This is a genomic window from Pseudoduganella flava, assembly GCF_007830495.1.
In the GTDB taxonomy this organism is placed as follows: domain Bacteria; phylum Pseudomonadota; class Gammaproteobacteria; order Burkholderiales; family Burkholderiaceae_D; genus Rugamonas; species Rugamonas flava.
Genome location: NZ_VLKW01000001.1, coordinates 287,377 through 303,406 on the forward strand (window position 1 = coordinate 287,377; position 16,030 = coordinate 303,406).

Consider the following 16,030-nt stretch of genomic DNA (forward strand, 5'->3'; position numbering starts at 1 on the left):
AGGCATGATGATCAAGACCGCAACCGCCGGCATGCTGCTGGCCGCCACCACGCTGGCGCAAGCCGCGCCCGCCACGACCGTGCGCGTGGAAGGTGGCCGCATCGAGGGCCGCATCGAAGACGGCGTACGCACCTTCCAGGGCATTCCGTTCGCCGCCGCGCCGGTCGGTGCGCTGCGCTGGAAGGCGCCGCAGCCGGTACAGCGCTGGCAAGGCGTGCGCAAGGCGCAGGCGTTCGGCAACCGCTGCATGCAGCTGCCGCTGTTCTCGGACATGGTGTTCCGCTCGCCCGCGGTCGACGAGGATTGCCTGTACCTGAACGTGTGGACGCCGGCCCGCGCGGCGAAGAAGCTGCCCGTGCTGGTCTACTTCCACGGTGGCGGGCTGGCGGCTGGCGACGGTTCCGAGCCCCGTTACGACGGCGCCGCGATGGCGAAGCAGGGCATCGTCGCGCTGACGGTCAACTACCGCCTCGGCGTGTTCGGCTTCCTGGCGCACCCCGAACTGACGGCCGAAGCGCCATACAAGGCGTCCGGCAACTACGGCTTGATGGACCAGGCGGCCGCGCTCGCGTGGGTGAAGAAGAACATCGCGGCGTTCGGTGGCGACCCGGCGCAGGTGACGATCGCCGGTGAATCGGCCGGTTCGTTCTCCGTCAGTGCGCAGATGGTGATGCCGATGTCGCGCGGCCTGTTCGCGCGGGCGATCGGCGAAAGCGGCGCGATCCTCGGCACGCGCTTTGTCGCGCCGCTGGCCGATGCCGAGCGCCAGGGCGTGCAATTCGCGCAGGCAGCCGGCTACGCCACGTTGCAGGACCTGCGTACCGCCCCGGCCGATGCGCTGCTGCAGGCGCAGGGCAAGCCGGGCGCGCCGTGGTTCTCGATCGTGCAGGATGGCCACGTGATCGACCGCGCACCCGCCGAGACCTTTGCCCGCGGCCTGCAGGCCAAGGTGCCGCTGCTGGCCGGCTGGAACTCGCAGGAGCAGCACGCGGGCGCGATCCTCGGCCCGCTGCCGCCCACCGCCGAGAACTTCCAGGCCGCGCTGGCGAAGCTGTACGGCGAACGCGCCGCCGCGGCCGCGCAGGCATATGGCTACGACGTGGCCGACGCGGCGCGCGACCTGGCCAGCGACCGCTGGATCGCCTACGGCACGTGGAAGTGGATCGCGCTGCATGCGCAGGCGGCACCGGCGTGGCGCTACTACTACACACGGCCCCGTCCCGCCACGGTGGACGGCAAGCCGGCCGATGCGGGCGCCGTGCACTCGGCCGAGATCGAATACGCGATGGCTAACCTGGACGGCAACAAGGTATTCCGCTGGACGGACGAGGACCGCCAGGTGTCCCGCACGATGAACGCGTACTTCGCCAACTTCATCAAGCACGGCGACCCGAACGGCGCCGGCCTGCCGGTATGGCCGAAAGTCACGGAGCCGGGCGCGAACGTGATGCGGCTGGACGTGCAGTCGGCGGCATTCGATCCGCAGGACCGGGCCCGCTACGAATTCCACGATGAAGAGGCCAAGCGCCCGAGCGCACCATGAGCCCATCGAACAACCAGAACTATCCGCGCGACCTGATCGGCTACGGCCGCACGCCGCCGCATCCGAACTGGCCGAACCGCGCCCGCGTCGCGCTGCAATTCGTGCTGAACTACGAGGAGGGCGGCGAGAACTGCGTGCTGCATGGCGACCCGGCGTCGGAGACGTTCCTGTCCGAGATCATCGGTGCGGCCGCGTTCCCGATGCGGCACCTGAGCATGGAGTCGATCTACGAATACGGCTCGCGCGCCGGTCTGTGGCGGCTGCTGCGCATGTTCGAGGAACGCAAGCTGCCGCTGACGGTGTTCGGCGTGTCGATGGCCTTGCAGCGCAACCCGGAAGCCGTGGCCGCGTTCCGCGAGCTGGGGCACGAGATCGCCTGCCACGGCCTGCGCTGGATCTCGTACCAGAACATGGACGAGGCCACCGAACGCGCGCACATGAAGGAAGCGGTGGACATCATCCGCGACCTGACCGGCAGCGCGCCGCTGGGCTGGTACACGGGCCGCGATTCGCCGAACACGAGAAGGCTCGTCGTCGAGCACGGCGGCTTTCGCTACGACGCCGACTACTATGGCGACGACCTGCCGTTCTGGCAGGAGGTCGCGCATACGGGCCCGGACGGCAAGCCGGCCGTGACGCCGCAGCTGATCGTGCCGTACACGCTGGACACGAACGATATGCGCTTCGCGGCGATGCAGGGCTTTAACAGCGGCACGCAATTCTTCGATTACCTGAAGGACGCGTTCGACGTGCTGTACCGGGAAGGCGATTCGAACGGCTTGAACCAGCCGAAGATGCTGTCCATCGGGCTGCATTGCCGCCTCGTCGGGCGCCCCGCGCGCGCGGCCGCGCTGGCCCGCTTCCTCGACTACGTGCAGGGCCATCCGGACGTATGGATCGCGCGCCGGATCGACATCGCCGAGCACTGGCACAAGCACCATCCGTACCGTGGCTGATATGCCTATTCCCTGATAACGCTCATCACCGATCCGGTATAGACATCGTGGCTTGCGATGTTAGTCTTGCAAGATAGGACCAATCCGAGGCCATGATGTCTGAACCGATCCGCTTTTACTTCCGCGGCGCCGTGCACGAGGTGCAGGGCGCCGACCCGACGCAGACCGTGCTGCAGCACCTGCGCGAGGACCTGCACTGCACGGGCACCAAGGAAGGCTGCGCCGAGGGCGACTGCGGCGCCTGCACCGTGGTCGTCGGCACGCTGGCCGGCGGCAAGGTCGAGCTGAAGGCCGTCAACAGCTGCATCCAGCTGATGCCCACCCTGGACGGCAAGGCACTGTTCACGGTCGAGGACCTGCAGCAGCGCGACGGCGCCCTGCACCCCGTGCAGCAGGCGCTTGTCGAGTGCCACGGTTCGCAGTGCGGCTTCTGCACGCCGGGCTTCGCGATGTCGCTGTGGGGCATGTACCTGCACGCCGACGGGCACACGCCGTCGCGCAACGAGATCGACGACTGCCTGTCCGGTAACCTGTGCCGCTGCACGGGCTACCGCCCCATCATCGATGCCGCACGCCGCATGGCCGAGCTGCCGCGCGTGAGCTTCGATACCGAAGCGCTGGCTGCCCAGCTGCAGGCGCTCAAGCGCGACAAGCTGGCCGTCTACAGCGCGCACGGCACCACCTTCTACGCACCGCGCACCTTGGCAGAACTGGCGCGGTTGCGGGCGGAACGGCCCAGCGCGACCTTGCTGGCCGGTTCCACCGACGTGGGCCTGTGGATCACGAAGCAGATGCGCACGCTGGGCGACATCATCTACCTGGGCCACGTCGACGCGCTGCGCACGCTGGCCGTCGATGGCGGCATGCTGGAGATCGGCGCCGGCGTCTCGCTGGAAGAGGCATACACGGAGCTGTGCCGCCACTATCCCGGCGAGCTCGCGGAACTGCGCCAGCGCTTCGCGTCGCTGCCGATCCGGAACGCCGGCACCTTGGGCGGCAACGTCGCGAACGGTTCGCCGATCGGCGATTCGATGCCGTGGCTGATCGCGCTGGGCAGCGAAGTCGTGCTGCATGGCGGCGGCGCCGAACGCACGCTGGCGCTGGAAGACTTCTACCTCGACTACATGAAGAAGAACTTGCGGCCGGGGGAATTCGTGCGCGCCGTGCGCGTGCCGCTGCCGCGCCCGCACGTGGTGTTCCGCACCTATAAGCTGGCCAAGCGCTTCGACCAGGATATCTCGGCCGTCTGCGCCGCGTTCGCGCTGACGCTCGACGGCGGCAAGGTGGCATCCGCGCGCATCGCGTTCGGCGGCATGGCCGCGACACCGAAGCGCGCCGCGCAGGCGGAAGCGGCACTGGCAGGCAAGCCATGGAACGAGGACGCGCTGGGCGCCGCAATGGCCGCGCTGGCGCAGGACTACGCGCCGCTGACGGACATGCGGGCGTCCGGCGCTTACCGGATGCGCGCCGCGCAGAACCTGCTGCGCCGCTTCTGGCTCGAGACCCGGCTTGACGCGCCGCTGGCGCCAGCCGCCGTCAACGCTTTCGCCGTCGGCGCATAAGGAGCAGGCGATGAATCATCCCGTCACCCAGGAACTCGCCAACGAACTCACCGCCGGCTGGAGCGCCGTCGGCGTCTCGCGGCCGCACGAATCGGCCGAGCTGCACGTGCTGGGCCAGGCCACCTACACGGACGACATCCCGGAACTGCAGGGCACGCTGCATGCGGCATTGGGCTTGTCAGCGAAAGCGCATGCGCGCATCGCGACACTCGACCTGGCACCCGTGCGGGCAATGCCCGGCGTCGTCGCCGTGCTGACGGCGGACGACATCCCCGGCACCAACGATTGCGGCCCGATCATCCACGACGATCCGATCCTCGCGCAAGGCGAGGTGCTGTACGTGGGCCAGCCGATGTTCATCGTGATCGCCGACACGCACACGAACGCGCGCCGCGCGGCACGCAAGGCCAACGTCACGTACGAAGAACTGCCGGCGATCCTGACGCCGCAGCAGGCCAAGGCCGCCAATTCTTACGTGCTGCCGCCGATGCGGCTGGAGCGCGGCGACGCCGAGGCCGCGTTCGCGCGCGCGCCGCACGTCGCGCGTGGCGAGCTGTTCGTCGGCGGCCAGGAGCAGTTTTACCTGGAAGGCCAGATCGCCTACGCGATCCCGAAGGAAGGCCGGGCCATGCTGGTGCAGTGCTCGACGCAGCACCCGAGCGAGATGCAGCACGTGGTGGCACATGCGCTGGGCCTGAACTCGCACCACGTCACCGTCGAATGCCGGCGCATGGGCGGCGGATTCGGCGGCAAGGAATCGCAATCGGCGCTGTGGGCCGCGGCGGCCGCGATCGCTGCCAACTACCTGAAGCGCCCCGTGAAGCTGCGCGCGGACCGGGACGACGACATGATGGTCACCGGCAAGCGCCACTGCTTCTGGTACGAATACGAGGTGGGCTACGACGACACGGGCCGTATCCTCGCTGCCCGCGTCGACATGACCTTGCGCGCCGGCTTCTCGGCCGACCTGTCCGGCCCCGTCGCCACGCGCGCCGTCTGCCACTTCGACAATTGCTATTACCTGTCCGACGTGGACATCCGCGCCGGCTGCGGCAAGACCAACACGCAATCGAACACCGCGTTCCGCGGCTTCGGCGGCCCGCAGGGCGCGATCGCGATCGAGTACGTGATCGACGAGATCGCCCGCAACCTGGGCAAGGACGCGCTGGACGTGCGGCGGCAAAATTTCTACGGCATCGGCGAACGCGATGAAACGCCGTACGGCCAGGCTGTCGTCGACAATGTGCTGCCGGAGCTGACGGCGCAGCTGGAGGAATCGAGCGAGTACCGCGCCCGCCGTGCCGCCATCGACCGCTTCAATGCGGCCAGCCCCGTGCTGAAGAAGGGTCTGGCGTTCACGCCTGTGAAATTCGGCATCGCCTTCAACGTCACGCACCTGAACCAGGCCGGCGCGCTGGTGCACGTGTACGTGGACGGCTCCGTGCTCGTCAACCATGGCGGCACCGAGATGGGGCAGGGCGTCAACACGAAGGTGATGCAGGTTGTCGCGCATGAACTGGGCCTTGACCTGCGCCATGTGCGCATTGCCGCCACCGATACCAGCAAGGTCGCCAACACGTCGGCCACCGCCGCGTCCACGGGGGCGGACCTGAACGGCAAGGCGGCGCAGGATGCGGCGCGGCAGATCCGCGACCGGCTGGCCGCTTTCGCCGTCACGCTGCACGGCGGCGACGTGGCGGACGTGCACTTCTTCGGCGATGCCGTGCACGTGAACGGCGTGTCGGTGCCGTTCGCGGAACTGGTGCAGAAGGCTTACCTGAAGCGCGTGCAGCTGTGGTCGGACGGCTTCTATGCGACGCCCGGCCTGAGCTGGGACCCGAAGACGATGCGCGGCCATCCTTTCCAGTACTACGCGTACGGCGCTGCCGTGTCGGAAGTGGTGGTCGACACGCTGACGGGCGAATGGAAGCTGCTGCGTGCCGACGCGCTGTACGACGCCGGCCGCTCGCTGAACCCGGCCATCGACATCGGCCAGGTCGAGGGGGCATTCATCCAGGGCATGGGCTGGCTGACGACGGAACAGCTGTGGTGGAACGACGCGGGCAAGCTGATGACGCATGCGCCATCGACGTACAAGATCCCGGCGATCTCCGACTGCCCGGAAGACTTCCGCGTGCGCCTGTTCGAGAAACCGAACGTGGCCGACAGCATCCACCGCTCGAAAGCCGTCGGCGAGCCGCCGCTGCTGCTGCCGTTCTCCGTGTTCTTCGCGATCCGCGACGCGATCTCCAGCGTCGGCGGCCACCGTGTGAACCCGCCGCTGAACGCTCCCGCGACGTGCGAGGAAATCCTGCGCGCGATCGACGCCGTGGCGGCACAATCGCAATCCCTGCAAGAAACTAATTTCCAAAAATCGGGGTCTGACCCCGAATTCGGGAAACTCTCACACTAATGAACGACTGGCTGCAAGCGGTCGCCGGGCCGGCGGTACTGGTCACGGTGGCGCGGGTGGAAGGTTCCGCCCCGCGCGCGCCCGGCACGAAGATGCTGGTGACGCCGCACACGCAGCACGACACGATCGGCGGCGGCCACCTGGAATTGCGGGCCATCGAGATCGCGCGCGACATGCTGGCCGCGCAAGCCGGCTGCGTACGCACCGAGCGCTTCGGCCTCGGCCCCAGCCTGGGCCAGTGCTGCGGCGGCGTCGTGTGGCTCGCCTTCGAGCCGGTCAATGACGAACTGGCCCAGGTGCTGGCCGCATTGCGTGCCCGGCGCACGCGGGACAGCTGGCGGGTCGCCGCGCTGGACGGCACTCCCCGCTGCGCGCTGTTCGACGCCGAGGGCCAGCGCATCGCCGGCACGGCGGCGCTGCCGGGCGAGCTGGCGCGGGAAGCCGTCATCAACGACGGCTGGCTGATCGACCCCGTGTTGGCGCCGCGCGCGCACCTCGTGCTGTTCGGCGCCGGTCACGTGGGCGCGGCCATCGTCCGTGCCCTGGCCGAGCTGCCGTGCACGGTGACGTGGGTGGACGAGCGGGACGACATGTTCCCGCCATCCGTGCCGGCCAACGTGACGGTCGAAGCGACCGACACGCCGGAAGCTGTCGTCGCCACCGCGCCGGCCGGCGCCAGCTACCTCGTGATGACCCACAGCCATGCGCTGGACGAGCGGCTGTGCGAAGCGATCCTGGCGCGCCACAACGTCGGCTGGTTCGGGCTGATCGGCTCGCAGACGAAGCGCGCGCAATTCGAACGCCGCCTGCGCACGCGGGGCTTCGCGCCCGACCGCATCGACGCGATGGTGTGCCCGATCGGGCTGCCGGGTATCGCTGGCAAGGAACCCGCCGTGATCGCGGCCTCGGTGGCCGCCCAATTACTGATAAGCTGGGAAGCGCAGGAACGCTTCCCGGTGCCCCAAGAGATCTGACATGCACAACACCTCCACTGTGCAAGCCTGGCGTGCCGGCTTGCTGACCTTCCACGCCGATCCCGCCTTCAGCGAGAACGCCCACAGCTGGATCGAAGACGGTCTCCTGATCGTCGCCGACGGCAAGGTCCAGGCGGCCGGCGACTGGTCCACCTTGCACGCCAGCCTGCCGCCCGGCACACCGGTCACGGACTGGCGGGGCAAGATCATCACGGCCGGCTTCATCGACGCGCACGTCCACTATCCGCAGACGGACATGATCGCGTCACCGGCGCCCGGCCTGCTGCCGTGGCTGGAGCAGTACACGTTCCCGACCGAGCGCGCGTTCGCCGACCCGGCCCATGCGGCGCAAGTGGCCGAGTTCTTCCTCGACGAGCTGCTGCGTGTCGGCACGACGACGGCCTTGGTCTACTGCACCGTGCACCCGCAATCGGTCGACGCCTTCTTTACCGCCAGCGAAGCGCGCGGCCTGCGCATGATCGCCGGGAAGGTACTGATGGACCGCCATTGCCCGGACTTCCTGTGCGACACGGCCGAGCAGGGCGCGCGCGACACGGAGGAGCTGATCCGCCGCTGGCACAAGCACGAACGCTCGCTGTATGCGATCACGCCGCGCTTCGCGCCCACGTCCACCGAGGAGCAGATGCATCTCGCGGGTGAACTGGCGCGCCGGTATCAGGACACCTATCTGCAAACCCACGTCTCCGAGAACGAGGACGAGTGCAAGTGGGTCAAGGCGCTGTACCCCCAGGCGCGCAGCTACCTGGACGTGTACGACCGCTACGGCATGCTGCGCCCGCGCGCCGTGTTCGGCCACTGCATCTGGCTCGATGACGAGGACCGCGCCCGCATCGCCGCCACCCAATCGGCGGCCGCCGTCTGCCCCACGTCGAACCTGTTCCTCGGCAGCGGCCTGTTCGACTTCGAGGAAGCGGATCGCGCCGGCATGCGGATGGCGCTGGCGACGGACGTCGGCGCCGGCACGTCGTTCTCGATGTTGCAAACGATGAATGAAGCCTATAAAGTAGCGCGCTTGAAAGGCAGCTACCTGCCGGCGCTGCGCATGTTCTACCTCGCCACGCTGGGCGCCGCGCGCAGCCTGCACCTGGACGACCGGATCGGCAGCCTCGCGGCCGGCAACGAGGCGGACTTCGTCGTGCTCGATCCCCGCGCGACGCCGCTGCTGGCCCGCCGCACGGAACGCGCCGACAGCCTGGAGGAAGTGCTGTTCGCGCTGGCCCTGCTGGGCGACGACCGCGCGATCGCGGCCACGTACTCGGGCGGCAGGCAGGTGCACGTGCGGTAGGTGCACGTGCGGCAGAGCTGAACCCCGTCACGAACGAAAGAGATCACTATGCAAAACCGTCGCATCATCGTCGCCGCGCTGGCCGCGGCCTTCGCCCTCCCCGCGAGTGCACAGAAGGCCGGCTCGAACGAAGCCGCCGTCCAACGCCACTTCGCCACGCTGGTCGCGAGCCCCGCGAAGACGGCCGAGCTGACGATGTTCATGACGATGATGCCGAAGGGCGGCGACCTGCACCACCATTACTCGGGCGCGATCTATGCCGAGCAGTACCTGGAGTGGGTGGACAAGGAAGGCTATTGCGTCAACAAGACGAACTTCCGCATCACGACCGACAAGGCGCAGGCCGCGACCGAGCGCGCCAAGCCGGGACCGCAACGCGCCTGTGTCTCGGGCGCCGACCTGGTCGCCGACAACGATGCGTATCGCCAGCTGCTGCAGAAGTGGTCCACGATGGACTTCCACAACCACTCGGGCAATCAGAACCCGCCCGACCAGACGTTCTTCGACACGTTCGGTTACTTCCTTCCGGTGGCGTCCACCAACTCGAACGAGGGGCTGAAGACGCTGAAGGAACGCGCCATCGCCGAGAACCTGGCGTACATCGAGACGATCTTCGAGCTGGCGCCGATCACGCCCGATGCGGACTTCGACAAGCTGGTCGCATCGCCCGGCTTCGATCCGGCGCAGCTCGATGCCGCGCTGGCGGCGCTGACGGCGCGGCTGGAAGCGAATCCGGCGTTCGCGAAAGGGATTGCCGATTACGCTGCGAACGTGCAGAAGAGCAGCGCCGGCATCGACGACGAGCGTTTCACGATGCGCTACCAGCCCTACGTGCTGCGCTTCCTGTCGCCGGCCGTCGTGTATTCGCAGATGCTGGCCAGCTTCAAGCTCGCCAAGGCAAACCCGCTGATCGTCGGCGTCAACATCGTCGGCCAGGAGAGCCTGGCCGTGTCGATGCGCGACTACAGCCTGCACATGAAGATGTTCAAATTCCTGAAGGCGAAGTACCCGGACGTGAAGACGGCGCTGCACGCGGGTGAGCTGCGCCTCGGTATCGTGCCGCCGGAAGGGCTGACGTTCCACATCGGCGAAGCCGTCGACGTGGCCCGCGCCGACCGGATCGGCCACGGCATCGACATCGCCCACGAAACCAATGCGCTGAAGGTGATGAAGACGATGCGCGAGCGCCACGTGCCGGTCGAAGTGAACCTGACCAGCAACGAATTCATCCTCGGCGTGAAGAACGAGGCGCACCCGGTCGAGCTGTACCGCCGCTATGGCGTGCCGTTCGTGATCTCGACGGACGACGCCGGCGTCACGCGCCACAACCTGTCAAACGAATATGTGCTGTTCGCCACGCGCTACAAGACGGACTACGCGGAAGTGAAGAAACTGTCGTACGACAGCATCCGCTACGCGTTCCTGGCCGAGGCCGACAAGCGCCGCCTGCTGAAGCAACTGGACGAGCGCTTTGCCCGCTTCGAAGCGGATGTAGTGGGCGCCTTGCCGAAAACACCCCGTTAAAAAACAAGATCGCGGCTGAAGTCGCCGCGATCTTGCCATCTTTTCTTTCTTTTGCGCCAACAGTGTGGTCCGCGCGCTACAGTTTTGTAGTGCGGCGCACCACGTTTTTCTTATTTCGTAATGAAATAATTTCACGCTGACGTGGCGCATTTATAATCCCGGCGTCAGCCTCCCCCGGGAAAACTCCCCTTCCGCACGATTCCAATGCCGATTTATCGCAATTGCCTATAAATGGCTATGCTAAATCGAATTTGTCATCGTTTGGGCACTCATGCATAGTTGCCTGAGTACCAAGACATACTATCGTGCTGGTGGGGGCACGGGTGTCATGAAAGTGTCATAAAGCTGTCACGACCATGACATCCTGTCCAGCTAAAGTCTCGGATTGGCTAAGCAGTTTGCAACACAAAGTAAAGCGTGGTGGAAAGTGCGGATTTACCGATCTGCATCGAACTGCCAATAAATTCGTCCTTTTTGGGGTTAAACAATGATGAATCACAAACGGCTCCGGCTTACGCAGATTGCGCTGAGCCTGTCTCTCGCACTGGCGGCGGCATCGACCTTCGCACAGAATACGACCTCCGCGATCGGCGGCCGTATCTCGGGCGCGGACGGCACCCCGGCCGCCGGCGCCACGGTCAGCATCCTGCACGTCGAGTCCGGTTCCGTCAGCAGCGTCACCACCGACGCGCAAGGCCGCTACGTGGCCCGCGGCCTGCGCGCCGGCGGTCCGTACACGATCACGATCACGAAGAACGGCGTTACCGAAAAGCGCGAGAACGTGTTCGTCGCGCTGGCTGAAACGACCAGCCTGGACGCCCAGCTGGGCCAGGCGATGCAGACCGTGACCGTCACCGGCAGCAACGTGCGCAACGACCGCTTCTCGAAGACGACGATGGGTACGGGCACGAACATCGGCCCGACCGAACTGGCGATCCAGGCATCGATCAATCGCAACCTGCAGGATTACGCGCGTACCGACCCCCGCGTGGCGCAGACCGACAAGGAACGCGGCGAAATGTCCGTGGCCGGCCAGAACAGCCGCTACAACTCGATGACGATCGACGGCGTGTCCGTCTCCGATACGTTCGGCCTGGAAGCTTCCGGCTCCCCGACCGCGAAGCAGCCGATCTCGATCGAAGCGATCCAGTCCGTGCAGGTGAACGTCGCGAACTACGACGTGACGCAGAAGGGCTACACGGGCGGCAACATCAATGCCGTGACGAAGTCCGGCACGAACAACGTCAAGGGCAGCGTCTATTACGTGTTCCGTAACGACAAGCTGGCCGGCGACCGTTACAACGCCTCGACCGGCGACTACTCGGCACCAGCGCCGTTCAAGGAAACGACGAAGGGCGCGACCGTCGGCGGCCCGCTGATCAAGGACAAGCTGTTCATCTTCGCCGGCTACGAAAAGCTGGAATCGACGAAGGCCACGCCGGGCTACGGCCCGATCGGCAGCTCGCTGACGAACCTGGCGATCACCCCGGCCGCGATCGCCCAGGCGCAGAGCATTGCCAAGAACACGTACGGCATGGACATCGGCACGCTGGACGTTCCGTCCGGCACTACGCTGAACGTGACCGACAAGCTGTTGAAATTCGACTGGAACATCAACGACGACCACCGCGCGATGTTCCGCTGGTCGAAGACCGAGCAGACCGAGCCGTTCTTCGCCGGCAGCACGAACACGGCGATCTCGCTGAACTCCCAGTGGTACCAGCAGAACAAGGTACTGGAAACCAAGGTTGCCCAGTTGAACTCGGACTGGACGCCGACCTTCTCGACCGAGGTGAAGGTGTCGTCGCGCGACTACGACAGCGTGCCGAAGAATAACTCGATGCTGCCGTCGATGAACCTGAGCTTCGTCGGCCCGCTGCCGGACGGCGCGCCGGCCGGCACGTCGACCGGTTCGCGCAGCCTGAACTTCGGTACCGAGAACAGCCGCCATCGCAACACGCTGGCCACGAAGACGGACGACTACTACGTAGGCGCCAACTGGCTGCTGGGCGAGCATGAAGTGAAGTTCGGCTTCGATTATCAGAAGAACGAGGTGAACAACGCGTTCCTGCAGAACATCTACGGCACGTATTCGTTCGGTTGCGTCCCGAACATCGATTACCAGTTCAATGGCGGCAAGCCGCTGACGAGCTGCGATGCGAAGGTTGGCGCTGCCGCGATCGAGCAGGCCGTGCTGGAGAACTTCCGCCGCGGCCGCCCGAGCTCGATCCAGTCGCAGGTCGCCAATCCTGGCTACTCGCTGGAAGACGCGGTCGCCAAGTTCACGATGAAGGACACCGGCGTGTTCGTGCAGGATACCTGGACGATCAGCCCGCGCCTGACTGTGACCGGCGGCGTGCGCGTCGACCGTATCGACGTGCCTGAGCGCCCGATCGCGAACGCCGCCGTCGCTGCGGCGACCGTCGCGCGTACGTCGCAGTATGGCCAGCAGACGGGCGGTTTCGGCCTCGACAACACCAACACGTTCGACGGCCAGAAACTGTGGCAGCCGCGCCTTGGCTTCAACTACAATTTCGACACCGTGCGCCGCACGCAGATCCGTGGCGGCGTTGGCCTGTTCCAGGGCGCCGCGCTGAACGTCTGGCTGGGTAACCCGTTCCAGAACAACGGCCTGGCGACGTCCACCTACATCTGCGGTACCAGCGGCTTCGGCGCGTGCCAGTACGTCGATGGCAGCTTCAGCGCCGATCCGAGCAAGCCTGTGACGAAAGGCACGGCTCCTGCCGCCAACGTCGACATCCTGGCCGCCGGCCTGCGCCAGCCTTCCGTGTGGAAGGCCAACATCGCCGTCGATCATGAACTGCCGTGGCAGAATATCGTCGTCAGCGCCGAATACCTGAAGACGGACGTGCGCGACGCCGTGTACTACCGTAACGTCAACCTCGGCGAAGCCACCGCCATCGGTACCGATGGCCGCGAGCTGTACCACACGCGGCAAGGCTACGACATGAACTGCTGGAGCCTGACGGGCAGCCGTATCACCACCGGCGCCAGCTGCGTGGGCAACCGTTCCCGTTCCGGCGCGAACGCGGCCTTCGGCAACGTGCTGGTCGCCACCAACACGAAACAGGGTGGCAGCAACCTGGCGACCCTGTCGTTCAGCCGTCCGATGATCTCGGGCCTGGGCTGGTCGGTGGCGTACACGTACACGGAAGCGAAGGAAGTGTCGCCGCTGACGTCGTCCACGTCGAACTCGAACTGGACCGGCCGCTCGATCGTCAATCCGAACGAGGAAGTGGTTGCCAACTCCAGCTACCTCGTGAAGGATCGCATCAACGCCGTTGTGAACTTCCGCAAGCGCTTCTTCAGCAGCTACAACACCACCTTCGGCCTGTTCTATGAAGGCCGTTCCGGCAAGCCGTTCAGCTGGACGTTCAACAACGACATGAACGGCGACGACCTCGGCGGCAACGACCTGATGTACATCCCGCGCGGCCCGGGTTCGGGCGAGGTGGTGTTCCGCGGCGATACCGCGACCAACCACGCGAACGAAGACCGCTTCTGGGCAGTGGTTGACCAGTACCGCGGCCTGCGTAACTCGAAGGGTAAGATCGTCGACCGCAACAACAGCTTCGCGCCGTGGACGAACAGCTTCGATGTGCGCGTCTCGCAGGAAGTCCCGGGCTTCTGGACCGGTCATAAAGGTGTGATCACGTTCGACATCTTCAACGTCGGCAACCTGCTGAACAAGAAGTGGGGCCGCATCAACGAAGTGGCGTTCCAGTCGGCTGGCGGTCAAGCCCGCTCGTTCGTGGACTTCGCCGGTGTCGACGCGCAAGGCCGTTACATCTACCAGATGCGCGACCAGGTCGAGGACTACACGGTCCGTCAAACCAAGGGTGAATCCCAGTGGGCCCTGCAAGCCACCGTCAAGTACGAATTCTAAGATTCGTCGCCTGACGTGAAGCACAAAACCGGCACCTCGCGTGCCGGTTTTTTTTGCTCCGCATTTGCTCCGCATTTGCTCTGTAACGTAAGGTTTCCACGGCGCCGCGGTGCTTCTGCGCCGCCAAAGGCGCCTGTACAATAACTGGTCGCGTCTCACTTCTTCCCAATGAAACATTCACTGCACACCACCGCCTTCGCTTGCGCGCTGCTGGCGCTCACCGGCTGCGCGTCGCTGACGGACAGCCGCACGGCCGAGATCAATCTCGTCGCGCTGAACGACCTGCACGGCAACCTCGAAGCGACGAAATTCACGTATGCCGGCGTCGGCCAGAAGAACGAACGCACCGTGATGGCGGGCGGCATCGACACGATCGCCGGCGCGCTGAAGGCCTGGCGCGGCGAAGACAAGGACTTGCTGCTGGTGGGGGCCGGCGACATGGTCGGAGCCAGCCCGGCGCTGTCGGCGATGTGGGCGGACGAGCCGACCATCGCCGCGCTCGACCTGCTGGGTCTCACCGTCACGTCGGTGGGCAACCATGAATTCGACCAGGGCCGCATCGAGCTGCTGCGCCAGCAGAAGGGCGGTTGCGCGTCGCCGCGGCCGGACAAGGCCTGCCGGTTCGACGGCCGCTACGACGGTGCGAAGTTCCGCTACCTGGCCGCCAACGTGATCGACGCGAACACCCGCAAGCCTATCCTGCCGGCCTACGAAATCGCCGAAGTGAAGGGCGTGAAGATCGCCTTCATCGGCACGGTGCTGAAGGATGCGGCGGAAGTCGTCGCGGCGTCCGGCATCGCCGGGCTGCAGTTCGGCGACGAGGCCGATGCCGTCAACCGCCTGCTGCCGGAGCTGCGCAAGGAAGGTGTCGGCACGTTCGTCGTGCTGATCCACCAGGGCGGCCGCACGCCGTCCGAATACGACAAGCAGTATTGCGGCGACCTGGAAGGCGAGATCGTGCCGGTGGTGAAGAAGCTCGATCCGGCCATCAAGCTGGTGATCAGTGGCCATTCGCACAAGGGCTATCTGTGCAAGGTGGACGGCAAGCTCGTCACGCAGGCGCAGATGGGCGGGCACATGATGTCGCGCATCAAGCTCGTCGTCGACAAGCAGACGGGCAACGTCGTCGACGTCAGCGCCCGCAACGTCGTCATCGCGCAGGGCGATTACGCGCCGGAACCGCGCGCCGCCGCGTATCTCGCGACGGTGCGCGAACGCAGCACGCGCGAGCTGGCCAAGCCGGTCGCGCGCATCGCCGTCCCCATCGTCAAGCGCAGCGACGACGACGAATCCCCGCTCGGCAACCTCGTCGCGGATGCCACGCTGTTCGCTGGCCGCCCCTTCGGCGCGCAGATCGCCTTCATGAACCGCGGCGGCATCCGGCAGAACCTGGAGGCGGGCGCGGACAACGTCGTCACGAAAGGCCAGGCGCTGGCCACGCTGCCGTTCGCGAACACGCTCGTCGTGATGAACCTGACGGGCGCGCAGATCCGCACCGTGCTCGAACAGCAGTGGGTGGCGGACAAGGTCGAGGTGCGCGGCCTGCTGCAGCTTTCCGAAGGCTTCACATACAAATACGACCTGCGCCGGCCCGAGGGGGCACGCGTGTCCGACATCCTGCTGGATGGCGTGCCGCTGGACGACAATGCGTCGTACCGCGTGGCCGTCAACAGCTTCCTCGCCGAGGGCAACGATGCGTTCCCGATCTTCGCGAAGGGCACCAACCGGGCCGACACGGGGATTCGCGACGTCGACATGCTGACAAGCTACCTGGTGCGCAAGGACCAGGACAACAAGCCGGCCGGCCTGGCGCCGGCGCAGCCGCGCATCGTGCGCATTCGTTAA

Annotated in this window: 9 protein-coding genes; all 9 read left to right on the forward strand. The window is 66.1% G+C overall.

What is annotated here, in order from left to right:
- Positions 1-4 precede the first annotated feature (4 nt).
- The 9 genes from IP92_RS01335 to IP92_RS01375 all read left to right on the forward strand — a co-directional run bounded on the left by IP92_RS01335 (position 5) and on the right by IP92_RS01375 (position 16,030).
- Positions 5-1,543, forward strand: coding sequence for a carboxylesterase/lipase family protein (locus tag IP92_RS01335; protein WP_229418556.1), 1,539 nt, complete (start codon positions 5-7; stop codon positions 1,541-1,543).
- A complete protein-coding gene (gene puuE, locus IP92_RS01340; RefSeq protein WP_145872729.1) occupies positions 1,540-2,499 on the forward strand; it encodes an allantoinase PuuE in 960 nt (319 codons plus the stop codon). Before IP92_RS01335 ends, puuE begins: the two co-directional genes overlap by 4 nt.
- Positions 2,500-2,594: 95 nt before the next feature.
- Positions 2,595-4,061, forward strand: a complete 1,467-nt coding sequence (gene xdhA, locus IP92_RS01345) for a xanthine dehydrogenase small subunit (protein ID WP_145872730.1) — start codon at positions 2,595-2,597, stop codon at positions 4,059-4,061.
- A 10-nt stretch (positions 4,062-4,071) separates the two neighbouring features.
- Complete coding sequence (gene xdhB, locus IP92_RS01350) at positions 4,072-6,474, forward strand: xanthine dehydrogenase molybdopterin binding subunit (RefSeq protein ID WP_145872731.1); 2,403 nt, start codon at positions 4,072-4,074, stop codon at positions 6,472-6,474.
- Positions 6,474-7,448 carry a xanthine dehydrogenase accessory protein XdhC gene (gene xdhC / locus IP92_RS01355; RefSeq protein ID WP_145872732.1) on the forward strand — a complete coding sequence of 325 codons (975 nt, stop codon included), beginning with the start codon at positions 6,474-6,476 and terminating at the stop codon, positions 7,446-7,448. Before xdhB ends, xdhC begins: the two co-directional genes overlap by 1 nt.
- Before the next feature lies 1 nt (position 7,449).
- Complete coding sequence (gene guaD / locus IP92_RS01360; RefSeq protein ID WP_145872733.1) at positions 7,450-8,754, forward strand: guanine deaminase; 1,305 nt, start codon at positions 7,450-7,452, stop codon at positions 8,752-8,754.
- Positions 8,755-8,802: 48 nt separating this feature from the next.
- Complete coding sequence (locus IP92_RS01365) at positions 8,803-10,278, forward strand: adenosine deaminase family protein (RefSeq protein WP_145872734.1); 1,476 nt, start codon at positions 8,803-8,805, stop codon at positions 10,276-10,278.
- A 487-nt stretch (positions 10,279-10,765) separates the two neighbouring features.
- Complete coding sequence (locus tag IP92_RS01370; RefSeq protein WP_145872735.1) at positions 10,766-14,185, forward strand: TonB-dependent receptor; 3,420 nt, start codon at positions 10,766-10,768, stop codon at positions 14,183-14,185.
- 168 nt (positions 14,186-14,353) lie between these two features.
- Entirely contained in the window at positions 14,354-16,030 is a 1,677-nt protein-coding gene (locus tag IP92_RS01375; RefSeq protein WP_145872736.1) for a bifunctional metallophosphatase/5'-nucleotidase, read from the forward strand.

Bases quoted from the DNA above. Each gene is read 5' to 3' on its own strand.
- IP92_RS01335 (WP_229418556.1), top strand. From the start codon at position 5: ATGATGATCAAGACCGCAACCGCCGGCATGCTGCTGGCCGCCACCACG.
- puuE (WP_145872729.1), top strand. From the start codon at position 1,540: ATGAGCCCATCGAACAACCAGAACTATCCGCGCGACCTGATCGGCTAC.
- xdhA (WP_145872730.1), top strand. From the start codon at position 2,595: ATGTCTGAACCGATCCGCTTTTACTTCCGCGGCGCCGTGCACGAGGTG.
- xdhB (WP_145872731.1), top strand. From the start codon at position 4,072: ATGAATCATCCCGTCACCCAGGAACTCGCCAACGAACTCACCGCCGGC.
- xdhC (WP_145872732.1), top strand. From the start codon at position 6,474: ATGAACGACTGGCTGCAAGCGGTCGCCGGGCCGGCGGTACTGGTCACG.
- guaD (WP_145872733.1), top strand. From the start codon at position 7,450: ATGCACAACACCTCCACTGTGCAAGCCTGGCGTGCCGGCTTGCTGACC.
- IP92_RS01365 (WP_145872734.1), top strand. From the start codon at position 8,803: ATGCAAAACCGTCGCATCATCGTCGCCGCGCTGGCCGCGGCCTTCGCC.
- IP92_RS01370 (WP_145872735.1), top strand. From the start codon at position 10,766: ATGATGAATCACAAACGGCTCCGGCTTACGCAGATTGCGCTGAGCCTG.
- IP92_RS01375 (WP_145872736.1), top strand. From the start codon at position 14,354: ATGAAACATTCACTGCACACCACCGCCTTCGCTTGCGCGCTGCTGGCG.